This window comes from Streptomyces sp. 891-h (assembly GCF_022760275.1).
GTDB lineage: Bacteria > Actinomycetota > Actinomycetes > Streptomycetales > Streptomycetaceae > Streptomyces > Streptomyces spirodelae.
The window spans coordinates 6,016,525-6,040,286 of sequence record NZ_CP050693.1 but is presented as its reverse complement, the minus strand read 5'-3'; the positions used below and the strand labels follow the sequence as shown (position 1 = coordinate 6,040,286).

Below are 23,762 nucleotides of genomic sequence, written 5' to 3'. Positions count from 1 at the left end.
CGCGCCCGGCGGGGGCGCCATGATCGGCGTGCCGCGTCTGGTCGTTGCCGCGCCGTCCTCCGGAAGCGGCAAGACGACGGTGGCGACGGGGCTGATGGCCGCGTTCGCCGAGCGCGGGCTGACCGTCTCGCCGCACAAGGTCGGCCCGGACTACATCGATCCCGGCTACCACGCGCTGGCGACCGGGCACCCCGGCCGCAATCTGGACGCGTACCTGTGCGGTCCCGAGCGGATCGCGCCGCTGTTCGGCCATGCGGCGCGCGGCGCCGACCTCGCGGTCGTCGAGGGCGTGATGGGGCTGTACGACGGCGCCGCCGGGCAGGGCGAGCTGGCGTCGACCGCGCATGTGGCCAAGCTGCTGCGAGCGCCGGTGGTGCTGGTGGTCGACGCCTCGTCGCAGTCCCGTTCGGTGGCCGCGCTGGTGCACGGTTTCGCCTCCTGGGACCCCGAGGTGCGGGTCGCGGGCGTGGTGCTGAACAAGGTGGGCTCCGACCGGCACGAGGAGCTGCTGCGCGAGGCGCTGGACGGCTCGGGAGTGCCGGTGCTGGGCGTGCTGCGCCGTACCAAGGTGGTACGCGCTCCCTCCCGGCACCTGGGGCTCGTCCCGGTGGCCGAGCGGCGCGCCGAGGCAGTGGAGTCGGTGGCGGCGCTGGCCGAGCGGGTGCGCGAGGGCTGCGATCTGGAGGCGCTGCTGGCGCTGGCGCGGCAGGCTCCGGCGCTGCCCGACGAGGTGTGGGACCCGGCAGCCGAGGTGGGGGCCGAGCCGGTGGCCCGGGCGCCGCGGGTGGCGGTGGCGAGCGGGGAGGCGTTCACGTTCTCCTACGCCGAGCACGCCGAACTGCTGCGCGCCGCCGGTGCCGAGGTCGTCGGTTTCGACCCGCTGCGGGACGAGGCGCTGCCGCACGGTACGGCGGGGCTCGTGATCGGCGGGGGCTTCCCGGAGGTATACGCTCCGGAGTTGGCCGAAAACCGACCCCTGCGCGAGCAGATCGCGGCCTTCGGCGGCCCGGTCGCGGCCGAGTGCGCCGGACTGCTGTATCTGTCGCGGGAGCTGGACGGGAAGCCGATGTGCGGCGTACTCGACGCGCACGGCCGGATGGCGGAGCGGCTGACGCTGGGCTACCGCGAGGCGGTGGCCGTCGCGGACAGCGTCCTCGCTGAGACCGGTACCCGGGTGCGGGGACACGAGTTCCACCGCACCGAACTGCTGCCGGGCGCGGGGCAGGTGCCCGCCTGGGGGCTGGTGCGGCCCGAGCGGCGCCCCGACGGCTTCGCACAGGGCAATGTGCACGCCTCCTATCTGCATGTGCACTGGGCGGCAGCGCCCGGGATGGCGGCGCGGTTCGTGGCGCGGTGCGCGCGGCAGTGGGAGGCGGAGGACACGGCCGGCCGCGAAGCGGGAGAGGCCGCGAAGGACGAGAAGACAGCGGCAGGAGAGGCCGGGAAGGCGGCGAGGACAGCGTGAGCCCGTTCGGCGCGGGCGCGGCTGCGAGTCCCCGGCTGGTCACCGTCGGCGTGGGCACCTGCGCGGGTGTGCGGGCCGAGGAGGTGCTGGGGCTGATCCGGGGTGTCCTGGCGGCCGCAGGGCTCGCGGAGGGCGCCGCTGCGGCGCTGGCGACCGTCCGGGCGCGTGCCGAGGAGCCGGGGCTGCTGGCGGCGGCGCGCAAGCTGGGGCTGCCCCTGATCGCCTACGAGGCGCGGACGCTGGCCCGGGTGCGGGTACCGCACCCCTCGGATTTCTCCCGCACGGCTGTGGGCACCCCCTCGGTCGCCGAGGCGGCCGCGCTGCTGGCCAGCGGCGGGGGCAGCGGGACGACCGTCCAGTCAGGCGCTCCTGTGCTGCTGGTACCGAAGACCAAGTCGCGGCCGCCGGCCGGTGCTCCGGTGCGGGCCACAGCCGCCGTCGCGGCCATCGCCGTCCCCGGGAGGGAGCCGTGAACACCGACGGGACCGCTTCGGGCGAGGCGCTGCGGCACCACGGGGACGCGGAAGTACGCGGCGTCGGAAGCGGATTGACCGATCTGGCCGTCAATGTGCGCACCGGCACTCCCCCGGCGTGGCTGCGCGACCGGCTGGCCGCCTCGCTGGAGGGACTGGCCGCCTATCCGGACGGCGGTCCGGCACGGCAGGCGGTCGCCGAGCGGCACGGGCTGGCCGAGGACCAGGTGCTGCTGACGGCGGGCGCCGCGGAGGCCTTCGTCCTGCTGGCCCGGGCTCTCCCGGCCGACCGCCCGGTCGTGGTGCATCCGCAGTTCACCGAGCCCGAGGCGGCGCTGCGGGACGCGGGGCACCGGGTGGAGCGGGTGCTGCTGCGGCCGGGGAACGGCTTCCGGCTGGAGCCGGACGCGGTACCGGACGGTGCCGACCTGGTGGTGGTCGGCAACCCCACCAACCCGACGTCGGTACTGCACCCCGCAGCGGCCCTGGCCGGGCTCGCACGCACGGGGCGCACGCTGGTCGTCGACGAGGCGTTCGTGGACGCCGTGCCGGGCGAACGGGAGTCGCTGGTGCCGCTGCTGGGACGGCTGCCCGGCCGGACCGTCGTACTGCGCAGCCTCACCAAGACCTGGGGCCTGGCCGGACTGCGCGTCGGCTATGTGCTGAGCGATCCGCGCACCGTGCGGGCGCTGGCACACCACCAGCCGCTGTGGCCGGTGTCGGCTCCAGCGCTGGTGGCGGCACAGGCGTGCAGTACGCCGGACGCTCTGCGGGAAGCACAGGCGGCGGCCCGGCAGTTCGTGGCGGACCGCGACCATCTGCGGGAGCAGCTGGCCCGACTGCACTCGGCGGGGGTGCGTGAGGCGACGGACACGCCCGAGGGCCCCTTCCTGCTGGTGCGGCACCCGCGCGCTGCCCTGTTGCGCGACCGGCTGCGCGAACTGGGCTTCGCGGTGCGCCGCGGGGACACCTTCCCGGGGCTCGGCCCGCAGTGGTTCCGGACAGCGGTACGGGACCGGGCGACGACCGACCGCTTCATTGTGGCTCTGCACAAGGCGCTGGAGGAGTGATATGCCGACCACCCTGCGACACCCCGGCACCGTACTGACCGACCATGTCTTCCCCGTACCGCTGGACCACGCCCGTCCTGAGGGCGAACAGATCGAGGTGTTCGCCCGCGAGGTGGTCGCGGCGGGGCGCGAGAGCGAGGAGCTGCCGTGGCTGCTGTTCCTCCAGGGCGGTCCGGGGGGCGGCTCTCCGCGCCCGGTGGGCCAGGACAGCTGGCTGCGCGTGGCGCTGCGGCACTACCGGGTGCTGCTGCTCGACCAGCGCGGCACCGGCCGCTCCACACCCGCCAACCGGCAGTCCCTCGCACTGCGCGGCACGGCGGCACAACAGGCCGCGTATCTGACGTACTTCCGCGCGGACTCGATCGTGCGCGACGCGGAGCTGATCCGCAGGCGCCTGCTGGGCGAGAACGTGCGGTGGACGACGCTGGGACAGAGCTTCGGCGGCTTCTGCACGCTCACCTACCTCTCCCTGGCGCCCGAGGGCGTACGGGAGGCGTTCGTGACGGGCGGGCTGCCGGGACTGCGCACCAGCGCAGAGGACGTCTACCGCGCGGCCTACCCGCGGGTGGCCGCCAAGAACGCGGCGCACTACGCGCGCTACCCCCAGGACGTCGAGACGGTGCGGCAGATCGCCGCGCACCTGGCCGAGCACCAGGTGCGGCTCCCGGACGGCAGTCCGCTGACGGTGGAGCGGTTCCAGTGCCTGGGCATGCTGCTGGGCGAGGGATCGGGCTCGCACAGGCTGCACTATCTGCTGGAGAGCGCGTGGATCCGGGGCGCTGCCGGGCCGGAGCTGTCGGACACCTTCCTGGAGGGCGTACGGGCGCAGGTCTCGCTGGCGGCCAGACCCCTGTTCGCCGTACTGCACGAACCGATCTACGCGCAGCGCTCGCTCAGCAGCCAAGGCACCGGGTGGGCGGCGCAGCGGATCAGGGCGGAGTTCCGTGAGTTCGACGCGGAGCGCGCGCAGGCCACCGGCGAACCGGTGCTGCTGACCGGCGAGATGATCTACCCCTGGATGTTCGGCCTCGACCCGGCGCTGTCACCGCTGCGCGAGGTGGCGGATCTGCTGGCCGAACGGGGCGACTGGCCGGATCTCTACGACACCGAGCGGCTGGCCGGCAACGAGGTGCCGGTGTACGCGGCCGTCTACGACGGCGACATGTACGTCGACCGCGACCACTCGCTGGCCACCGCACGTGCCGTGCCCCGTATCCGCACCTGGGTCACCGACGAGTGGGAGCACGATGCGCTGCGGGTCAGCGACGGCGAGGTGCTGGAACGGCTGTTGGCGATGGCACGCGGTGAGCGGTGAGCGGTGAGCCGGAGCGTGACCGCTATGCCTGCCCCCTGGAGCGGTTGGAGCGCCACTCCCGTACGGCGCTCTCCACGTCGAACGGGACGAGGCGGTGCGGCGGTCCCTCCGGCGGGTTGCGGATCGCCTCGTCGATCCTGGCGTTGATCTCGGTGAGGAGCGAGCGCACCTCGGCCTCCGAGCGGGCCTCCGCGGCCCGTTCCGCGGCCTCCTGCGCCTCCTTCCGCAGCGCGAGGGAGGGCGGCAGGTAGGAGAGGTTCTCGTCGCGCATCTTGCGCTCGACCCACCACTGCTCGGTGTACGGCTTGTCGAGGGCGGGCAGCGGCTTTCCCGCGCCGGGGAGGCCGGCGAACTCGCCGCGCTCCTCGGCCTCCCTGATCTGCCGGTCCGCCCAAGTCTCGAAGCTGACCCCCGGCGGCTTGCGTTCGGTCATCACACGCCCTTCGTGCGGTGTGCGGGCACCTCGCAGGCTCCATCCTCACACGCGGCGCCCGCGTCCTGCCCGGAGGCGTCGGCGGCGGCCGCTGACTGAGCCGGACTGGGAGCAGGTGTTTCCCGACGGAGTAGACACAGATCTCTTGCGGCAGATCGCTGCTGATGTTTGGAGCCGGACGGCTCCCGCTTTCTGCCAGCGTAGGGCTGCCCGATCACATGCGGGAGTTGGTCGCTCAGCGCTGTGTCGCTATTGCGCAGATCGCCCAGGCTGAGCACATCTCCATTGCCGTACACGGGCCTGTGAGTCCCGGCGAGCGGGGAACTCCCGTCCGTTCGCCGTGGTCCCAGGTGCTTCGCGACCTGCGTACCGTGCGAACGACGCAGGCAACAGCAGCATGCATGACAACGCCCCTGTGTCTCTCCCCTCTGCGGGAGAGACAGGGGCGTTCTCGCGTTTTACGCTGCCTCCGCCTCGTCCCACAACGCCTCAGCGTGCGTAGCGAACCGGTCAAACAGTCCCTCCGGTTGGAGCCTGCGAAGGTGCAGCATCGGGGAATCGTGCCCGACCAATCCGTGCAGGTGGGGAGTGACTAGCATCTGCTCATCGAACCGGAAGACCGACAAAGGCAGATGCCCTTCGCTGAATCGGTGCTCAATCCCGCTGTCGGGAATCCGCGCCAACTCATCCAAGGTGATACGGATACGCGTCGAGATGGTGAAAGCCACATCTTCTACGGCTTCCCTGCTGCGTGTCGCGTCGCTGTCCGGTTTCCCCATCAGAAATCGGATGCGAGCACCCTCCGCAGCCTTATCGGACAGCAATTGCGCCACTCGCGGTCGCTGCTGCCAGATGAAGTAGTTCGTGTATCCGCCGTAGTAGATCTCTTTCCGCGCGTCGTCCAGCAGCTTGACCCACACAGACGTCGGGCACGCAGCACGGTATGGGTAAACGGAGACGATTTCCCGATCGGGCCCGAGCTTTACGGCGGACTTCACCGCATCCGGCCAGAGCTGTTCCATGGGGACTCCTAATGCCACTGCTACTCGCTGTCGCGTCTGTGGCCTAGGTGACACTGAAGGGTCAGCGAGCCAGGAAGCCACAGTCTTTGGCGCTACCTGTACCCGCCTAGCTAGCTCATGCTCACCTACGCTGGCGCGCTCCATAGCACTCGCGAGCATCGTGTTCAAGATGCACCCCCTGTCGGTTTCTCCAGGAAGTCAGCTTAAGGCGCTTCTGGAGCTACCGACAGCGCACCGACGTATCCCGCCTGCATGCAAGGGGAGTTGGTTGGTCAAGACAGACCCCGGCGACTGTGTGCGCAGCCCCGGGGCATGGCCCACGCTGCAAAGGAGCGCAAGCATGGCCGACCCTACCCGGACTGATCTAGAACCGGCAGTACTCCCGCTACGCAGCCGCAAGGACTGCACGGATTGCGCGCTGTTCCCAGCCCTCATTCGCCGCGAGCTGGGCGGAGCGCTGGCGAACAGGTTGGCGGAGGCGTTTCAGCGGCACCTGACAACCCCGAAGCACGGTTTCTCTCACGCGGCCGCGTGGATCATCGTTCGCGCTGATGTCGGCGGGGAGGGCGAGTGAGCCTCAAGCGTCGGCCGACAGTGCGCGTAGTCGGCTCTGAGACGGACTACCGGCTGCTGGCAGTCGAGAACGTCTACGACTCCAGCCGACACCCCGGAAAGCAGGGCTCCGCCACCGTTACGGCGTTCCTCAGGCCGCTTGCTGGCGGTGTCGAAGTGGGTGTCCCGCTGGACTCTGTAGAGACAGTCTGCGACCACCCTGGGGACCTTGAGCAGCGCCGCGACGGGCGCCATTGCCGGTACTGCGGAGCGCTCATCTACTCGGCCCGCAGAGAAGGGAGGTGACAGCATGGGAGGCAACGACCCGATCAACGGATACGACGTGGCTGGAGAAGAGATCATCAGCGCGCCGGAACCGGAGCCGGATGAGGGAAACGACGATGAGGAGTAGGCGCAGCCAACTCGTGAAACTGATCAAGCGCGATCTGCCGGATCGCCAAGGGCCTTCCCAGTGGTGCGGTAAACACCCAAAGGAGCAAACCCGGTTGGTGGCCCGTAAGGGCTGGGTCTGCCTGGGTTGCGTCCGGGAGCAGAGCCGGTAAGTCAGCCCCGTTCACGCGTGAGTCCCCCGTAGCGCGTGAGCGGGGCTTCTTACTGCCCAGCCGTAGCCCCAGGTCAGACGCTCGCGGTGAGCTGTGGGTCCCTTGGTCCACGGGCAGGCGATATCCGACCAGATCTCTACGCGCATGTCACCTCGAACCGCCGCCGCGCACCCGCTATTCCCCGTCCTCCGCCCGCGGTGCCCGGCCGCCGCGCACCGCGCTCGTCACGCCGGGCGTCCGCGCGGCCTCGTGCGCGGTTTCCGCCACACCTTGGGCCACGCCCAGTTCGACGGCGTCCTGGGGGCGCAGCCGCAGCTCCTCGGCCGTCCGTGAGACCTGTGCGGAGTCGCGTTTGAGGATGGCGGCCGCCGCCTCCGGCGCGATGACGGAGAAGTAGCTGTCCGGGGTGGTCCACAGCCTTCCCGGTGCTGCCAGCGCCAGGGCTCCACCGGAGCCGCCTTCGCCGATGAGCAGCGAGGTGACCGGCACGGTGGCCTCGGCGACGGCGGTGAAGACCTCGGCGATGGCGGGGCCCGCGCCCGCCCGCTCGTCGTCCGGCCCGTTGGCGGCGCCCGGGGTGTCGATCAGGGTCAGTACGGGCACGCGCAGCTGCCCGGCCAGCCGGATGAGCCGCGCCGTCGTGCGGTAGCCGGCCGGTCTTGTGGGGGTGCCGCACTGCGCCGCGTAGGCGACCGTGCGCCCCTCGTGCAGGCCGAAACCGCACAGCATGCCCGCGTCGGTGCCCGAGCAGCGGTCGCCGCTGATCTCCTCGCGGTCCTCGAAGTACGCGTCCAGGTACGCCTCGGCGCGCGGGCGGGCCGCGGCCCGGGCACGTGCGACGGCTTCGGCGCCGCTGTCGGGCAGCCGACCGCAGGCGGTCGGCCCCGGCAGCGCGTGCGGCACCGGTGCCGGCTCGGGTTGCTGCCGCGGGTCGGCACCGGTGCGCACGCGCAGAACGGTGAGCCAGTGGGCGAGGACGCCGGGGAGCTCCGTCTCGGGAACGACGCGGTCGATGTGCCCGGCGGCGTGCTGGGCCTCCACGGTGTACGCGGCGGGGTCGGCGGCGCCGGGCCGTACGCGCGAGCCGGCGAACGCGGCCTGCGCGCCGGGCAGACCGAGCACCACGTCGGCGCCTGCGGCGAGGGTGGCCCAGCCGCCGCCCGTCGTCGGGTCGCGGACGACGGCGAGCTGCGGCAGGCCCGCGGCGCGGGTCAGCGCGGTCTGCCGGGAGACGCGCTGGAGCTGGGCGAGGGCGCGCATGCCCTCCTGCATACGGCTGCCGCCGGTGGCCACCAGGGTGACGACGGGCAGCCGCTCTTCCCGGGCCCGGGTGTGGGCCGCCTCGATGAGGTCGCCGGTGCGTTCGCCGAGGGAGCCGCCCAGGTAGCCGAACTCGAAGCAGAGCAGGACGGCGTCGGCTTCGCCGATGCGGCCTGTGCCGCACACCACGGATTCGGTTTCCCCGGTGCGGGCTTGCGCTCGCGCGCGCATCTCGTCGTATCCGGGCCACCCCAGGGGGCCGTCCGTCGACGCGGGGCGGTCCTTCGGGGGGTCGAGCTCCGTGAACCCACTCACTACCTGGGACAGCAAGGTGCGTGCCGTTGGCCTCATGCCTCCAGATTGCCGTACCTGTGGCCCGCATGGGGGGGGCTGCGCTTGCCAGCCCTGCTCCCCCAGCCTCCGGCCGGGAGGTACCCCCAGGCGCAGACCTCCCAAGCGCAGCGTAGAGGAGGCCCGTCCCGTCAGGGGCGCGGGGAACTGCGCGACCAGCCACTACACACCCGCAGTCCGCGACGCGCAGCAAGGGGCACCCCCTCCCCGTCAGCGGACCACACGCCCCCGCAGCACCACATGGCTCGGAGCCTCGAGCACGCGCACATCCGCCCGTGGGTCGGTCTCATAGACAACGAAGTCCGCGGGGGCGCCCTCGGACAGGGCCGGGCGGCCCAGCCAGCTGCGGGCGCCCCAGGTGGCAGCGGAGAGCGCGTCCCGCACCGGTATGCCCGCCTTCACCAGCTCGGCGACCTCCTGGCCGACGAGGCCATGCGCCAGGGAGCCGCCCGCATCGGTGCCGGTGAAGACGGGGATGCCCGCTTCATACGCGGCCCGCACGGTCTCGTAGCGGCGGGCGTGCAGCTCGCGCATGTGCGCGGCCCAGCGGGGGAACTTGGCCTCGCCGCCCGCCGCGAGGGTCGGGAAGGTGGCGATGTTGACCAGGGTGGGCACGATGGCGACGCCGCGCTCCGCGAAGAGGGGGATGGTCTCCTCGGTCAGCCCGGTGGCGTGCTCGATGCAGTCGATGCCGGCTTCCACCAGGTCCGTCAGCGAGTCCTCGGCGAAGCAGTGCGCGGTGACGCGGGCGCCCTCCTCGTGGGCAGCCGCGATGGCCTCCTCGATGGCCCAGCGCGGCCAGCAGGAGGTCAGGTCGCCTTCCTCGCGGTCGATCCAGTCGCCGACGAGTTTGACCCAGCCGTCGCCGCGCCGCGCCTCACGGCGCACGTAGGCGGCCAGGTCGCCGGGCTCGATCTCATGGGCGTAGTTGCGGATGTAGCGTCGCGTACGGGCGATATGGCGGCCGGCGCGGATGATGCGGGGCAGATCGTCCCTCTCGTCGATCCAGCGGGTGTCGGAGGGCGACCCGGCGTCGCGCAGGAGCAGCGCGCCCGCCTCCCGGTCGGTGAGGGCCTGCTTCTCGCTGGTCGAGTCGTCCACGGGGCCGTGCGCGTCCAGTCCGACGTGGCAGTGCGCGTCCACCAGGCCGGGCAGCACCCAGCCGGTCAGTACAGTGGGCTCGGTTCCGGCGCCGGGGGCGCCCGGCCGCTCGTAGGTGAGGTGTCCGTCCACCACCCACAGCTCGTCCCGTACGTCCTCGGGTCCGACCAGCACCCGCCCCTTGATATGCAGCCTCGCGCGCTCGCTCATGCCCGCACTGTACGAGGGCGGCACAGGGGGGGCGTCCAGAACACGGCCCCTGGTCCGAGCCGTGGGCGGGACCCGCGCCACCCGCGGACGGCCGTGGGGTGAACACCGGCGGGACCGAAAGCGAAGAAAGAGCTCCGCGAAAACACAGACAGGCCGTAGGCTCCGGCTTTACGATGCAATCCAGGCCGCTTTTCCGGTACAGGTGCCCGTATTCTTCTGCCCGCTTTCCGTCAGCTCAAACGCTAAGATTTCGTTAGCTTCATCGCAGGTCAGCGGCGCTAATCACGGGCAGTTCTCGCGGACGTTATCGGACTGTGACGCACTCAACAAGTCGGCCGCTATATACCGACATGTCGGCTCAAACAGGGGGTCGGCGCAGCGGTCCAGCGCGCCCGCACGCCCGCGCGCGATAACACATGACCCCCTTCTCGCGTAACCCCTTTCGCCCGTGCAGTTTTGGATTTCGCTGGGTAAGTTGAATTCACATGACCGCCGCACAAGCAGACCATGCACGTGCCCACAGAGACTTTCTCGAAATGCCGGAGGGACTGAAGCTCGACACACCCCGTGTGGACGACGGAGCCGCGATCTGGCGCATCGCCCGCGACTCGAAGACCCTCGACCTGAACTCCTCGTACAGCTACCTGCTGTGGTGCCGCGACTTCGCCGCCACCTCGGTGGTCGCCCGCGACGGCGCGGGCGAGCCGGTCGGCTTCATCACCGGCTACGTACGGCCCGAGCAGCCGCGCACCCTCCTCGTCTGGCAGGTCGCCGTCGACGAGGCGGCCAGGGGCCGCGGGCTCGCGGCGGCGATGCTGGACGGGCTGACGCTCCGCGTCGCCGAGGAGTACGGCACCGACACCGTCGAGACCACGGTCACCCCGGACAACACCCCTTCCAACCGGCTGTTCACCTCCTACGCGGAGCGCCACTCGGCTGCGCTCACCAAGGACGTGCTGTTCGACGCCGCGCTCTTCCCGGAGGACGGCCACCTGCCGGAAGTGCTGTACCGGATCGGTCCGGTCGTGTTTCCCGGCGCATCGAAGCGCTGACGTATACGGCCCCGGACCCGCGGGTAGGCACCGTCGCCGACCGCCCATCCGCTCATAAGCAGACTTTTCTTCCCACGCGACTCACTCCCAGGAGCAAGCTGTGACCATCACCCAGCCGGACCTCAGTGTCTTCGAAACCGTGGAATCGGAGGTGCGCAGCTACTGCCGTGGCTGGCCGACCATCTTCGACCGGGCGCAGGGCGCGCACATGTACGACGAGGACGGCCACACCTACCTCGACTTCTTCGCCGGAGCAGGCACTCTCAACTACGGCCACAACAACCCGGTTCTCAAACGGGCCCTCCTGGACTACCTCGAGCGCGACGGCGTCGTGCACGGGCTGGACATGTCCACCACCGCCAAGCGCTCCTTCCTGGAGACCTTCCAGGAGTTGGTCCTGGCGCCGCGCGGGATGAACCACAAGGTGATGTTCCCGGGTCCGACCGGCACCAACGCCGTCGAGGCGGCGCTGAAGCTGGCCCGTAAGGTCAAGGGCCGCGAGTCGATCGTCTCCTTCACCAACGCCTTCCACGGCATGTCGCTCGGCTCGCTCGCCGTGACCGGGAACGCCTTCAAGCGCGCCGGCGCCGGTATCCCGCTGGTGCACGGCACCCCGATGCCGTTCGACGACTACCTCAACGGGACCACCGAGGACTTCGTCTGGTTCGAACGGCTGCTGGAGGACCAGGGCTCCGGGCTCAACAAGCCGGCGGCCGTCATCGTGGAGACGGTGCAGGGCGAGGGCGGCATCAACGTCGCCCGCGCCGAGTGGCTGCGCGCCCTGTCCGAGCTGTGCGAGCGGCACGACATGCTGCTGATCGTCGACGACATCCAGATGGGCTGCGGCCGCACCGGCGCCTTCTTCTCCTTCGAGGAGGCGGGCATCAAGCCGGACATCATCACGCTGTCGAAGTCCATCGGCGGCTACGGGATGCCGCTGGCGCTCACCCTGTTCAAGCCGGAGCTGGACATCTGGGAGCCGGGCGAGCACAACGGCACCTTCCGCGGCAACAACCCGGCCTTCGTCACCGCCACCGCCGCGCTGCAGACCTACTGGGCCGACGGCCAGATGGAGAAGCAGACGCTCTCCCGCGGTGAACAGGTCGAGGCCGTCCTCAAGGCGATCACCGAGGAGCACTCCGAGGAGATCGCCGACTACCGCGGCCGCGGCCTGGTGTGGGGCCTGGAGTTCCACAACAAGAGCCGTGCGAACGCCGTGGCCAAGCGCGCCTTCGAGCTGGGGCTGCTCATCGAGACCTCGGGTCCGGAGAGCGAGGTCGTCAAACTGCTGCCCTCGCTGACCATCACCCCCGAGGAGCTGGACGAGGGTCTGCGCATCCTGGCGCGGGCGGTCCGAGAGACCGTCTGACCCACAAGACGTGGCCCGTCCCGGCTGTCTCAGCCGGGACGGGCCTCTTCCTTAACGGACACCTATGGCAAGGACTTTGTCCGGAATGGACAACAAAAGCCCTCTTCCATAGGAGACAGAGAGAAAGGCACCATCAGACCGTGATCGTTCGTTCCTTCAAGGACATCGAGAACACCGACCGACACGTCAAGGCGGCGTCGGGCACCTGGGAGAGCAAGCGCATCGTTCTCGCGAAGGAGAAGGTGGGCTTCTCCCTGCACGAAACGGTCCTCTACGCGGGCACCGAGACCTCCATGTGGTACGCCAACCACATCGAGGCCGTGCTCTGCGTCGAGGGCGAGGCGGAACTGACCAACGACGAGACCGGCGAGAAGCACTGGATCTCTCCCGGCACGATGTACCTGCTCGACGGGCATGAGAAGCACACGATGCGCCCGAAGACCGACTTCCGCTGCGTGTGCGTCTTCAACCCGCCGGTCACCGGCCGCGAGGACCACGACGAGAACGGCGTCTACCCGCTGCTCACCGAGCCCGACGACGACTGACCCGAGGGCCGAGCGGCGACGCGCCGCAGCACCACCGAGCCGAAGCGCCCAGGTGCTGACACGCTGAGGCACAGCCCCTCCGTGATGGGGACCGTTCGCCGGTCCACTTCGGCCGTCCAGGCCGTTTCGCCAAGTGAACAGGGCCGTACGAGAGGAGAGGAAGGCACTTCCATGACCACCGCACCCGAGCGCACCGCCGACCTGTACCCGACTCGCGGAACCACCGAGGTGGCCATCCCGCGGATGGACCCCGTCGTGTGGTCCGAACCGGGTACGCCGGGGCCCATCGAGGCCGCGGACCTGGCGGGCTACGAGCGGGACGGGTTCCTCGCCATCGACCAGCTGATCGAGCCGCACGAGGTCGACAAGCTGCGCGGGGAACTGGAACGGCTCACCTCGGATCCGGAGATGCGTGCGGACGAACGCTCGATCGTCGAGCCGAAGTCCCAGGAGATCCGGTCCGTGTTCGAGGTGCACAAGATCAGCGAGGTCTTCGCACAGCTGGTGCGTGACCCGCGTGTCGTGGGCAGGGCACGGCAGATCCTGGGCTCGGACGTCTACGTCCACCAGTCCCGGATCAACGTCAAGCCGGGCTTCGGCGCCACCGGGTTCTACTGGCACTCCGACTTCGAGACCTGGCACGCGGAGGACGGTCTGCCCCGGATGCGGACCGTGTCGGTCTCGATCGCGCTGACGGAGAACTACGAGACCAACGGCGGCCTGATGATCATGCCGGGGTCGCACAAGACCTTCCTCGGCTGCGCGGGCGAGACGCCGAAGGACAACTACAAGAAGTCGCTGCAGATGCAGGACGCGGGGACGCCGACCGACGAGTCCCTGACCAAGTTCGCCGAAGCACACGGCATCAAGCTGTTCACCGGCAAGCCGGGTTCGGCGACCTGGTTCGACTGCAACTGCATGCACGGAAGCGGTGACAACATCACTCCGTACCCGCGGAGCAACGTGTTCATCGTCTTCAACAGCGTCGAGAACCAGGCGGAGGAACCCTTCGCGGCGCCGATCCGCCGTCCCGAGTTCATCGGGGCGCGGGACTTCACGCCCGTGAAGTGACGCGGCCGGAATCCCACTGATGCGGGGACGGGACCGGACGCGGTCCCGCCCCCGTTTCACCTGGGGGCCCGGCGCGGCGCGCGCTCAGCCCGACAGCAGGTCGAGCAGCCGGTCCACGTCCCCCTCCGTGTTGTGGACGTGGAAGCCCGCGCGCAGATTGCCGTTCCGCACCGAGACGGTCACTCCGGCGGCGGCCAGCCCCTCCGCGGCGTGGCCGAGGCCTGGGACCGCCACGATCGCCGAGTCCCCCGGCACCGGTTCGTATCCGCGGCCGAGCCCGGCGACGCCCTTGCGGAACCGCGCGGCCAGTGCCCGGTCGTGCGCCCCGATCGCCTCCGGTCCGCCCAGCTCCTCGAGCAGCCCGAGCGAGCGCGCGGCGCCCAGATACGGCAGGTAGGGCACCGACTCGGCAAATGCGCGCGCGTCCGGGGCGAGCCGCGCGATGGGGCCGTAGCAGTCGTCCCAGGGCGAGGCCCCGGCCACCCAGCCCGCGTTCTGCGGCAGCAGCGCCCGCTCCTCCTGTGCCTCCCGCGAGACGACCAGGAAGGAGGCGCCGCGCGGGCACAGCAGCCATTTGTAGGCGCCGCACACCACGTAGTCGTAGTCGTCGGCGCTGAAGGTCAGCCAGCCCGCCGCCTGCGTCGCGTCCAGCAGCACCCGCGCGCCGGCCGCGCGGGCGGCCGCCCGGACCGCGGGCAGATCGGCGATACGGCCGTCCGCCGACTGCACCGCGCTGAGGGCCACCAGTGTGGTGGAGGGCTCCACCGCCTCCGCGATTCCGGTCAGCGGCACGGTGCGCAGGGTGATGTCGTCGCGCACCGTGAACGGGTTGACGACGGAACTGAACTCGCCCTCCGGGGCGAGGACTTCCGCACCGGAGGGGAGGGACGCGGCGATCAGCCCGATGTGCGTGGAGACCGCGGTACCGGCCGCCACCCGGTCGGTCGTCGTACCGGCGATCCGTGCGAAAGCGGCCCGCGCCTTGTCGACTTCCGCGAAGTAGGAGACCAGGTCGATGCGGCCGGTGGACATCGCGGCGGCGGCCTCGGTGACGGCCGCCGCCGCACGGGCCGGGAGCAGCCCGTGGGACGGAGTGTTGAAGTAGGTGACCTCGGGCTTGAACTCGGCGGCAAGCAAGCGTTGATCCATCCGCCCAGTCTCCGCGCGTGACCGCGCGCGGTCCACCGAGTTACCCGGCTCTCACTCCCGGACGCCGTCGACCCTGCGCGGCAGGCCCAGGGGGTTGGCGTCCCGCAGCTCCTCGGGCAGCAGCGCCTCGGGCGTGCCCTGGAAGGCGACCGGCCGCAGCCAGCGCTCGATGGCGGTGGCTCCCACGGAGGTCGAGGTCGAGGTGGTGGCCGGGTAGGGGCCGCCGTGGTGCTGGGCCGGAGCCACCGCGACCCCGGTGGGCCAGCCGTTCACCAGCACGCGCCCGGCGATCCCGGTGAGCCGGCTGAGCAGCGCGGCGGCGTCCGCGTCACCGGCCGCCTCGGCCGAGGAGAGGTGCACGGTGGCGGTGAGACTGCCGTCCATCTTGTCCAGCACCGACTCGATCTCGGCCTCGTCCGCGTACCGGACGACGACGCTCACCGGACCGAAGCACTCCTCCAGCAGCAGCGCGTGCTCCTCGCCCAGTTCGGCCGCGCGGATGGTGAACAGCCCGGCCCGCACGGTCCGCTCGTCCTCACCGGCGCCCGCGGCGACCGGGGCCTCGACCTGCCGGAGCGCCGACCGCTCGGTGACACCCGACAGGAAGGCGTCCCGCATCCGGTCGTCCAGCAGGTGGCCGGGGGTGGCGGCGCGCAGCGTCCCGGCGAGCTTGTCGAGCATCCGGTCGCCGTCCGCGCCCTCGGGGACGAGGACCAGGCCGGGCTTCACGCAGAACTGTCCGGTGCCCAGGGTCATGGAGCCGCCGAGGCCCTCGCCGATCTGCTCGGCGCGCTCGGCGACGGCCTCGCGGGTGACCACCACGGGGTTGAGGGAGCCGAGTTCGCCGTGGAAGGGGATGGGCCGGGGCCGCGCGGCCGCGGCGTCGAAGAGGGCGCGGCCGCCCTTGACGGAGCCGGTGAACCCGGCGGCCGACACCAGCGGGTGCCGCACCAGTTCCACTCCGGCGTCGAACCCGTGGACGACCGAGACGACGTCCTCGGGCAGCCCCGCGTCGGCGGCGCCGGCCCGCAGCGCCGCCGCGCACAGCGCGGAGGTCGCGGGGTGGTCGGGGTGGGCCTTGACCACGACGGGGCAGCCGGCCGCGAGCGCGCTCGCGGTGTCGCCGCCGGGGACGGAGAAGGCCAGGGGGAAGTTGGAGGCGGCGTAGACGGCGACGACGCCGAGCGGCAGCTTGTACCGGCGCAGGTCGGGTCGGGGCGGGGTGAGCGCGGGGTCGGCGTGGTCGATGATGACGTCGAGGTAGCCGCCGTCCTCGACCTCGTCGGCGAAGGCCCGCAGCTGTCCCGTCGTACGGGCGAGTTCACCGGTCAGCCGGGTCCCGCCCAGGGCGCTCTCGGCATCGGCCGTGGCGACGATCCGCTCGCCGTCGGCCTCCAGGCGCTTGGCGGCGGCGCGCAGGAAGGCGACACGTGTCCCGCGGTCGGCGAGCGCGGGGAGCGTCTGGTGGGCGGCGCGCACGGCGGCGTCCACATCGGCCGCCGTGGCCTCGTCGGCGACCCGTTCCCGCTGCTTCCCGGTACGGGGGTCGACGCTCCACACTGGTACTGCTGCTGCCACCGGAGTCCTCCTGGTCCTGCGAATCCCCTCGCCTACAGGAGTCTCACACGGCCCTCCTGGCCTTGCGGAGCCCTCTGTTCGGTATGCTGAACAATATCCCTGTAGGTGAATTCCTTTGGGACTGTAGGTCTGCGCGAACAGAGGGGTCAAGGTCGATGACTGGTACCGAGGCGGGGGGTTCGCAGGTCAAGTCGGCTGTGCGGACAGTGGAGCTGCTGGAGTTCTTCGCGGGGCGGCCCGGGATGCACACGCTCGCCGCCGTGCAGGAGGCGGTCGGCTACCCCAAGTCGAGCCTCTACATGCTGCTCCGGACGCTGGTCGACCTCGGCTGGGTGGAGACGGACGCCACCGGCACCCGCTACGGGATCGGGGTACGGGCGCTGCTGGTGGGCACCTCCTACATCGACGGCGACGAGGTCGTGGCCGCCGCGAAGCCCACCCTGGACCGGCTCTCGGACGACACCACCGAGACCATCCACCTGGCGCGCCTGGACGGCACCAACGTCGTCTATCTGGCCACCCGCCAGTCCCAGCACTATCTGCGCCCCTTCACCCGCGTCGGACGACGGCTGCCGGCGCACTCGACGTCGCTGGGCAAGGCCCTGCTGGCGACGTACTCGGACGAGCAGGTGCGCAAGATCCTGCCCGAGACCCTGCCGCAGCTGACCGAGCACACCCTCACCGACCGCGAGAAGCTGATCGAGGAGCTGCGACTGGTGCGCGAGCAGGGGTATGCCGTGGACCGGGAGGAGAACACGCTGGGGCTGCGCTGCTTCGGCGTCGCCATCCCCTACCGGACCCCGGCCCGGGACGCCATCAGCTGCTCGGTGCCGGTCGCCCGGCTGACGACAGCGCACGAACAGATGATCAAGGACGCGCTGTTCGACGCCCGGGACCGGCTGATGCACGCCACCCGGACGCTGTGACAGCAGCCCGCTCACCGAGATGAGAATGCCCTGAGAAGTCCCCTCGGGGTGGAACCCCGGCCGCCGCGCGACGCGTTCTCGTACGGATGAACAGGACGATCAGGCGCGCGGGCACCGTCACGCTGCTGCTGGTGATGGCGCTGCTGATGCGGCTCACCTGGCTGCAGATGGTGGACGGGGAAGCCCTCGCGGACAGTGAGAAGAATCGACGCAACGCCATCGAGCAGTACGCGCAGCCCTTCGGGGACATCTATGTGGGCGGGGAACCGGTCACCGGCTCCGAGCGGGCCGAGGACGGCGGTGATCTGCGCTACAAGCGCACTTACACCGACGGCCGGCTCTACGCTCCCGTCACCGGCTTCGCCTCGCAGGTGCGCGGCGCCACCCAGCTGGAGGGGATCTACCAGGACGTGCTCAACGGCAGCGACGACCGCCTCAAGGACCCGCTGCAGATGCTGACCGGCGAGCATGCCGAGCCGGGGAACGTCCTGACCACCATCGACCCGAAGGTGCAGCGCACCGGTTACGAGGCGCTGGGCGACAAGAAGGGCGCCGCGGTGGCGATCGATCCGGACAGCGGCGAGATACTCGGCGCCGTCAGCTCCCCCTCCTTCGACCCGTCGAAGATCGGCGGCAGCGGCGCGGACGACACCGCGGCCTGGAAGAAGCTGACCGCGCGCAGCGGCAACGACAAGAGCGACGACAACCCGACGCTCAACCGCGCCCTGCGGCAGGCCGTCCCGCCGGGCTCGACGTTCAAGCTGGTGGTGGCCGCGGCGGCGCTGGAGAACGGGCTGTACTCCTCGGTGGACGAACGCACCCACAGCCCCGACCCGTACACCCTCAAGGGCACCTCCACGAAGCTGGAGAACGAGAACAAGTCGGCCCCCTGCGAGAACGCCTCCCTGCGCACCGCGCTGCGCTACTCCTGCAACAACGTCTTCGCCAAGCTGGCGACCGACCTGGGAGTGAAGAAGCTGCGCGCACAGGCCGAGAAGTTCGGCTTCAACGACGAGAAGCAGGACGTGCCCGTGCGCGCGGCCGAGAGCAACTTCCCCACCGGGATGGACGAGGCACAGACCGGGCTGTCCGGCATCGGGCAGTTCGAGGTCACCGCGACCCCGCTGCAGATGGCGATGGTCTCGCAGGCCATCGCGCACAACGGCGAACTCGTCGACCCGCACATGGTCTCCCGCGTGCAGGACGGGGGCGGGCACACGCTCCAGTCCTACGAGGACCCGGACTCGCGGCGGGTGATGAGCGGGCGCACGGCCGGGCAGCTCCGCTCCGCCATGCGCACGGTGGTCGAGAAGGGCACCGGCACCAACGCGCGGATCGCGGGGCTCACGGTGGGTGGCAAGACCGGCACGGCACAGCACGGCGTCGACAACAGCGGTACGCCCTATGCCTGGTTCACCTCCTGGGGCGAGACCGACTCCGGCAAGAAGGTCGCGGTGGCGGTCGTGGTGGAGGACTCGGACGCCGCCCGCGCCGAGGTCAGCGGCAACGGGCTGGCGGCCCCCGTCGCCGAGAAGATGATCCGGGCAGCGCTGCGGTGATTCAGTCCCGGGGCGCTTGCCCGGCGAGGGCCAGGGCCTCGGTCACCGCGGCGAGGTCCTGGTCGGAGGCGAGCCCGGCGTGGTAGAGCCGCAGTTCGGTCGCGCCGAGTGCGCGCGCGTGTGCGGCGTCGTCGGCGAGGGTCCGCGGGCTGCCGCCCATGCCGGAGACGACGGTGAAGTTGGCCGCGAGCGTCGCCCCGGAACCGCAGTGCGCGGCGAACGGTCCGAGCGCGTCCCGGCGTTCGGCCGCGCCGCCCGCCCCTCCCGGGCAGGGAACGACGACGCCGTCGGCGTGCCCGAGCACATCGGCGGGGCGGGTACCGGCGTTGGCACCCGTACGGTGCGGGGCCGGATCGGCGTGCAGGAGCACCTGGAAGCGGCCGTCCTCGGACGCCGCCCGCCGGGCTTCCTGGCGTACCGCCGCGACGGCCTCGTGCTGGAGGCGGCTGGCCGCGGCGTCCCGCCAGCCGGCGAACAGGGCCGTGGCCTCGGCGCCGAGCAGCGCCTCGACGGCAGCGCGCTCCCCCGCCCTGCCGCCGGCCCGCGGCGCCGGGGTGTACTCGCCCCGCCAGACCTGTTCCAGGGCGCGGACCACGCTGTTCCGCAGCCGTTCGGGGTCGCCGCCCAGGGTGGCGTAGCCCTCCTGGCACACGTCGCAGAAGCACAGCGACATCAGCGCGGTCGCGGCGCCGTCCAGCGGCACGCCGCCGGTCTTGTCGTGGGCGTGCAGATGGGCGAGCCCGTACCAGCCGCAGGACTCCAGCTCGGTCCCGCGCGTCCTGGTGCCCGGGCGAACGGCCCCCTCGGCCGCCAGTGCGACGGCGTAGGCCCGCACCTCGGGGCGGGCGACGCAGGGGGCCCACGGGTAGCGGTCGCCGTACGCGTTGCGGACGCTGGTGTGCGGAAACTCCTCGCCCAGCCGTGAGTTGTGGGCCAGAACCACCCAGGAGTGCACTTCGAGACCGGCCTCGGTCAGCGCGCGTGCGGCCTCGGCGTAGGGGCCGCCGGGGTCGTCGCTGTCCACCCAGTCCTGGGTGTACGGACGCGGAGCGCCGCGCCGCCAGCGGGTGGGGTCCGGCGGGTAGAGGACGGCCGAGTGCCGCGCGGTGACGACGCGGTGCCGCGGGTGCCTGGGGGTCAGGGCGCGGGTCGAGTGGTAGGCGGAGGCCAGGGTGACCTGCTGGATTCCCAGCGCCGCGAGGCGGGCGGGTGCCTCGGGGTCGCCGACCACGTCCCAGGGGTAGCAGAACGCCGCGGCGCGCATCAGTGTGCCCCTCCCCCGGCTCTGGTCCCTGAGGTGCGGCCGGAGAGGGCTGCGGCCAGCTCCAGACCCCGTTCCAGCAGTACCTCCAGCTCTTCGACATGCTCCGGTGGCGGGTCGGACAGCGGGGGGCGCACCCCGCCGACGTCGAGCCCCCGCAGCCGCACGCCCGCTTTGACGAGCGAGACGGCGTAACCGCGGCCCTGGTTGCGGAGTTCGACGAACGGCACGTAGAAGCCGTCCAGCAGGGCTCGTACGGTTGCCTCGTCGCCGGTCTCCAGCGCGCGGTGGAAGGCCAGTGCGATCTCGGGCGCGAAGCAGAAGACGGCGGAGGAGTACAGCGAGACGCCGAGGCCGCGGTAGGCGGGTCCGGTCAGCTCCGCGGTGGGCAGCCCGTTGAAGTACCGGAACGTCCCGTCCAGGCCCGCGCCGCGCACCGCGGTGATGATGCGCTGCAGCAGGTCGGGGTCCCCGAGGCCGTCCTTGAGGCCGATGACGCGGGGGTGGCGGGCGAGGCGTACGACGGCCTCGGGGGTGAAGAGGGCGTTGTCGCGCTGGTAGACGACGGTGGGCAGCCAGGTGGCGTCCGCCAGTTCGGTGTAGTGGCGTACGAGCCCGTCCTGGTCGGCCGCCACCAGGTACGGCGGCATCGCCAGCAGCCCGTCGGCACCGGCCTCCTCGGCCCGGCGTGCGAACTCGCGGGCGAGCGCGGGACCGTAGCCGGTACCCGCCAGCACCGGCACCCTGCCGCCCGCCTCGGCCACGGCCGCGGCCACGCAGGCGCCGAACTCCTCCGGTGCCAGCGCGTGGAACTCGCCGGTGCCGCAGCACGCGAAGACGGCTCCCGCACCGGCCTCCACTCCGCGCCGGACATGCGTACGGAAGGCGTCGAGGTCGAGGGTGCCGTCCGGGGCGAAGGCGGTCACGGGGAAGAAGAGCAGTCCGTCGAGCCGTTCGGCGAGCACTGCCGGGCCCGGGGCCGGGGAGCCGGGGCTCGGGGTGCCGGGTTCCGGAGAACCGGGTTCCGGGGTGCCGGTGGCCCAAGAGGGCGGGGGCGAGGGCATACGGCGCTCCTTGTGGCCTGGACGGGCGGGCGGGAGAGCCCTCCAGCCGTGCACTCTTGTGATAGTTGTCTACATTCCTGAACGACAGTCACGCTAAGCCAGCGGCGCGCCACCGGTCAAGACCGAAGCCCCCTACGACGGGCCGGACTTCACCGTGCAACGGCAGGCGCGACCCGACGCGCGGCTCCCTTGACGGGGGTGCGGGCCCTCCCTAGCGTCTCCCCGTATATGAACCGTGTCCATGGACGGAGACCGACGGTTCCATGGCGAGACCGGATGGAGACCGCACCGTGCCCGAGAGCCCCGCAGCGGAGTCCGCGCCCCGCACCGTCCTGCTCACCGGAGCCGCCGGGGGACTCGGCACCCTGATGCGCGGCCTGCTGCCCTCCTACGGCTACACGCTGCGCCTGCTGGACATGCGCCCCGTCGAGGGCGAACCGGAGGCGCTCACCCTCGATCTGGGCACGGCGGACAGCGACACGCTGCGCGCTGCCGTACGGGGCGTGCACGCGATCATCCACCTGGCGGGGATCTCGCTCGAATCCAGCTTCGAGAAGATCCTCGACGCCAACATCCGGGGCACCTACGCGCTCTACGAGGCGGCACGCGCCGAGGGCGTACGCCGTATCGTCTTCGCCTCCTCCAACCACGCCGTCGGCTTCACCCCGGTACCCGAGACCGGCGCCGCCCCGATCCCGGTGCACACCCCACGCCGCCCCGACACCTTCTACGGCCTGTCCAAATCCTTCGGCGAGGACCTCGCCCAGCTCTACTGGGACCGGCACGGCATCGAGACCGTCTCCGTGCGCATCGGCTCCTGCTTCCCCGAACCGACCTCCGTGCGGATGCTCTCGATCTGGCTCAGCCCCGCCGACGGCGCCCGCCTCCTGCACGCGGCACTCACCGCCGAGGACGTCGGCCACACCGTCGTCTACGGCTCCTCCGCCAACACCCGGCTGTGGTGGGACCTCGGCTCGGCCCGCGCCCTGGGCTACGAGCCACGCGACGACTCCGAGCCCTACGCCGCGAAACTCGTCGCGGAGCACGGCGAGTTGGACCCGGCCGACCCCGACCAGGCACATCTGGGCGGCCACTTCTGCACCCGGCCGCCCATCTGGCCACGCTGAGGGGGAGCTGAAGGGGGCACCCCGGGGGTCCTGACCCGGCAGGCATCATGGGGCCGCAACCGATCACCGACGGGGAGGCCACACATGCCCGCCACACCGCTCGCCCACCTCGCTGCGCTCACCCAGCTCGCCGACGGCGACGACTCCGGCTCGGACGTCCTCTCCGAGCTGGCCCACTCCGGCGTGCTGAGCTGGATCATCCTCGGGCTGGTGGCGGGCACGGTGGCCAAGGTCCTGCTGCCAGGGCGCGACCCGGGCGGCCTGGTGGGAACCGTCCTCATCGGCGTCGCCGGAGCCTTCGTCGGCGGCTGGCTCTCCGCCACCTTTCTGGACCGCCCGATAGCCAACAATGTGGTCGACCCCGGCCTGTGGGTCGCCGCCATCGCCGGCTCCCTCGTCCTGCTGATCGTCTACCGGCTGCTCTTCGGCCACTCCCGCGACCGCCGCTGACCGCGACCGCCGCTGACCGCGTTCGCGGACGACCAGCCTTGGAAGTCCGCACCATTGCGGCGGGTAGCGCTTCGGCACTCACCCGGGGTTCGGGCTCCGGGTCAGGTGGGTGGTAGAAACGCGGGGTATTGATCCGCACGTGAAAGGAGGCGCCATGTCGTCGAAGCGTCGGCGCAAGAAGAAGGCCCGCCGCAAGAACGCGGCCAACCACGGCCGCCGGCCGCAGTCCTGAGTGCGGCTCCCCGCGTGCCGCACCAGGTGCGCGGGGAGCCCACACGCCGGTCCGCCGCGCGTGTCCTTCCGGCCCCCGGCCTCGTTGAGAGGCCGTGAGCACTCGAATCTCCACCCGGCACCTCGTCCGCACAGCGCTGGCCGCGGCCGCGCTGGCCCTGCCGCTGCTGGCCCCGCAGCCGGCGCCCGCAGCCGACGCAGCGAGCGCCCCGAGGAGCGCCAAGCCCGACCGCGGCGACCAGGGCGTCTTTTTGACCGTCTCCCGCTCCGGCAAGTCCACCATCCGGGGCGTCCTGCTGCAGTGCGAACCCTCCCCGCGCGGCAAGCACCCGAAGGCCGCTCAGGCGTGTGCCGCGCTCGACAAGACGCGCGGGAACCTGAACGCGCTGCCCGGCAAGCGCGGTCACTGCACCATGAAGCACGACCCGGTGACCGCCGAGGCGCGCGGCAGCCACCGGGGGAAGGCCGTCAACTGGAAGAAGACCTTCCCCAACGCCTGTGCCATGCACCGGGCGACGGGTCCCCTCTTCGACTTCTGACCGCCGCCCGGTGAGCCGCGGGCCCG

At 71.5% G+C, this 23,762-nt stretch carries 22 protein-coding genes; 14 read left to right on the top strand and 8 right to left on the bottom strand.

From position 1 onward, the window contains the following. Positions 1-19: 19 nt before the first annotated feature. The 4 genes from HC362_RS26500 to HC362_RS26485 are packed head-to-tail and all read left to right on the top strand — an operon-like array spanning position 20 to position 4,323. Positions 20-1,465, top strand: a complete 1,446-nt coding sequence (locus tag HC362_RS26500; RefSeq protein ID WP_243086648.1) for a cobyrinate a,c-diamide synthase — start codon at positions 20-22, stop codon at positions 1,463-1,465. Next, on the top strand, positions 1,462-1,938 hold the full coding sequence (locus tag HC362_RS26495) for a cobalamin biosynthesis protein (protein WP_243086647.1): 477 nt from the start codon (positions 1,462-1,464) through the stop codon (positions 1,936-1,938). The genes HC362_RS26500 and HC362_RS26495 overlap by 4 nt, the downstream gene beginning before the upstream one ends. Continuing rightward, entirely contained in the window at positions 1,935-3,008 is a 1,074-nt protein-coding gene (gene cobC / locus HC362_RS26490; protein ID WP_243086646.1) for an Rv2231c family pyridoxal phosphate-dependent protein CobC, read from the top strand. Before HC362_RS26495 ends, cobC begins: the two co-directional genes overlap by 4 nt. A 1-nt stretch (position 3,009) precedes the next feature. After that, a complete protein-coding gene (locus HC362_RS26485) occupies positions 3,010-4,323 on the top strand; it encodes an alpha/beta fold hydrolase (RefSeq protein ID WP_243086645.1) in 1,314 nt (437 codons plus the stop codon). Positions 4,324-4,345: 22 nt separating this feature from the next. Here the strand turns inward: HC362_RS26485 and HC362_RS26480 are convergent, their stop codons facing one another. Together HC362_RS26480 and HC362_RS26475 are read right to left on the bottom strand one after the other, a co-directional pair. Further along, positions 4,346-4,756, bottom strand: coding sequence for a DUF1992 domain-containing protein (locus HC362_RS26480; RefSeq protein WP_243086644.1), 411 nt, complete (start codon positions 4,754-4,756; stop codon positions 4,346-4,348). A 458-nt stretch (positions 4,757-5,214) separates the two neighbouring features. Next, positions 5,215-5,778, bottom strand: coding sequence for a hypothetical protein (locus HC362_RS26475; RefSeq protein ID WP_243086643.1), 564 nt, complete (start codon positions 5,776-5,778; stop codon positions 5,215-5,217). A 570-nt stretch (positions 5,779-6,348) separates the two neighbouring features. Here HC362_RS26475 and HC362_RS26470 point away from each other — a divergent pair. Next, positions 6,349-6,636 (top strand): hypothetical protein, encoded by a 288-nt coding sequence (locus HC362_RS26470; protein WP_243086642.1) that lies wholly within the window; start codon positions 6,349-6,351, stop codon positions 6,634-6,636. 431 nt (positions 6,637-7,067) lie between these two features. On the opposite strand, the gene HC362_RS26465 is transcribed toward HC362_RS26470, so the two are convergent. Together HC362_RS26465 and HC362_RS26460 are read right to left on the bottom strand one after the other, a co-directional pair. After that, entirely contained in the window at positions 7,068-8,504 is a 1,437-nt protein-coding gene (locus tag HC362_RS26465; RefSeq protein WP_243086641.1) for a carboxyl transferase domain-containing protein, read from the bottom strand. Between the two features lie 210 nt (positions 8,505-8,714). After that, on the bottom strand, positions 8,715-9,815 hold the full coding sequence (locus HC362_RS26460; protein WP_243086640.1) for an amidohydrolase family protein: 1,101 nt from the start codon (positions 9,813-9,815) through the stop codon (positions 8,715-8,717). A gap of 536 nt (positions 9,816-10,351) precedes the next feature. Here HC362_RS26460 and ectA point away from each other — a divergent pair. The 4 genes from ectA to thpD all read left to right on the top strand — a co-directional run bounded on the left by ectA (position 10,352) and on the right by thpD (position 13,852). Next, positions 10,352-10,867, top strand: a complete 516-nt coding sequence (gene ectA, locus HC362_RS26455; protein WP_243086639.1) for a diaminobutyrate acetyltransferase — start codon at positions 10,352-10,354, stop codon at positions 10,865-10,867. A 100-nt stretch (positions 10,868-10,967) separates the two neighbouring features. Beyond that, on the top strand, positions 10,968-12,236 hold the full coding sequence (gene ectB, locus HC362_RS26450; protein ID WP_243086638.1) for a diaminobutyrate--2-oxoglutarate transaminase: 1,269 nt from the start codon (positions 10,968-10,970) through the stop codon (positions 12,234-12,236). A gap of 140 nt (positions 12,237-12,376) precedes the next feature. Further along, the gene (locus HC362_RS26445; RefSeq protein ID WP_099879403.1) at positions 12,377-12,781 is read left to right on the top strand and encodes an ectoine synthase; all 405 of its coding nucleotides are present in this window, start codon (positions 12,377-12,379) and stop codon (positions 12,779-12,781) included. Positions 12,782-12,952: 171 nt separating this feature from the next. Beyond that, positions 12,953-13,852, top strand: coding sequence for an ectoine hydroxylase (thpD, locus tag HC362_RS26440; protein ID WP_243086637.1), 900 nt, complete (start codon positions 12,953-12,955; stop codon positions 13,850-13,852). Between the two features lie 84 nt (positions 13,853-13,936). Here thpD and HC362_RS26435 read toward each other — a convergent pair whose 3' ends face one another. Beyond that, positions 13,937-15,001 carry an aminotransferase class V-fold PLP-dependent enzyme gene (locus HC362_RS26435; RefSeq protein WP_243086636.1) on the bottom strand — a complete coding sequence of 355 codons (1,065 nt, stop codon included), beginning with the start codon at positions 14,999-15,001 and terminating at the stop codon, positions 13,937-13,939. A 51-nt stretch (positions 15,002-15,052) separates the two neighbouring features. Further along, entirely contained in the window at positions 15,053-16,561 is a 1,509-nt protein-coding gene (locus HC362_RS26430) for an aldehyde dehydrogenase (NADP(+)) (protein WP_243088828.1), read from the bottom strand. Between the two features lie 173 nt (positions 16,562-16,734). Between HC362_RS26430 and HC362_RS26425 the strand changes: the two genes are divergently transcribed. Further along, positions 16,735-17,505 carry an IclR family transcriptional regulator gene (locus HC362_RS26425; protein WP_243086635.1) on the top strand — a complete coding sequence of 257 codons (771 nt, stop codon included), beginning with the start codon at positions 16,735-16,737 and terminating at the stop codon, positions 17,503-17,505. 86 nt (positions 17,506-17,591) lie between these two features. Further along, on the top strand, positions 17,592-19,064 hold the full coding sequence (locus HC362_RS26420) for a penicillin-binding transpeptidase domain-containing protein (protein WP_243086634.1): 1,473 nt from the start codon (positions 17,592-17,594) through the stop codon (positions 19,062-19,064). A gap of 1 nt (position 19,065) precedes the next feature. On the opposite strand, the gene HC362_RS26415 is transcribed toward HC362_RS26420, so the two are convergent. After that, positions 19,066-20,328 carry a hypothetical protein gene (locus HC362_RS26415; protein WP_243086633.1) on the bottom strand — a complete coding sequence of 421 codons (1,263 nt, stop codon included), beginning with the start codon at positions 20,326-20,328 and terminating at the stop codon, positions 19,066-19,068. Beyond that, positions 20,328-21,389 carry a 5-dehydro-4-deoxyglucarate dehydratase gene (locus HC362_RS26410; RefSeq protein WP_243086632.1) on the bottom strand — a complete coding sequence of 354 codons (1,062 nt, stop codon included), beginning with the start codon at positions 21,387-21,389 and terminating at the stop codon, positions 20,328-20,330. The genes HC362_RS26415 and HC362_RS26410 overlap by 1 nt, the downstream gene beginning before the upstream one ends. Positions 21,390-21,679: 290 nt before the next feature. Here HC362_RS26410 and HC362_RS26405 point away from each other — a divergent pair, with 290 nt between their 5' ends. The 3 genes from HC362_RS26405 to HC362_RS26395 all read left to right on the top strand — a co-directional run bounded on the left by HC362_RS26405 (position 21,680) and on the right by HC362_RS26395 (position 23,736). Then, the gene (locus tag HC362_RS26405) at positions 21,680-22,516 is read left to right on the top strand and encodes an NAD(P)-dependent oxidoreductase (RefSeq protein ID WP_279240139.1); all 837 of its coding nucleotides are present in this window, start codon (positions 21,680-21,682) and stop codon (positions 22,514-22,516) included. Between the two features lie 168 nt (positions 22,517-22,684). Then, positions 22,685-22,966, top strand: a complete 282-nt coding sequence (locus tag HC362_RS26400; RefSeq protein ID WP_243088826.1) for a GlsB/YeaQ/YmgE family stress response membrane protein — start codon at positions 22,685-22,687, stop codon at positions 22,964-22,966. Positions 22,967-23,292: 326 nt separating this feature from the next. After that, positions 23,293-23,736: an SSI family serine proteinase inhibitor gene (locus tag HC362_RS26395; RefSeq protein ID WP_243086631.1), complete on the top strand. Its 444-nt coding sequence runs from the start codon at positions 23,293-23,295 to the stop codon at positions 23,734-23,736. Positions 23,737-23,762 lie beyond the last annotated feature (26 nt).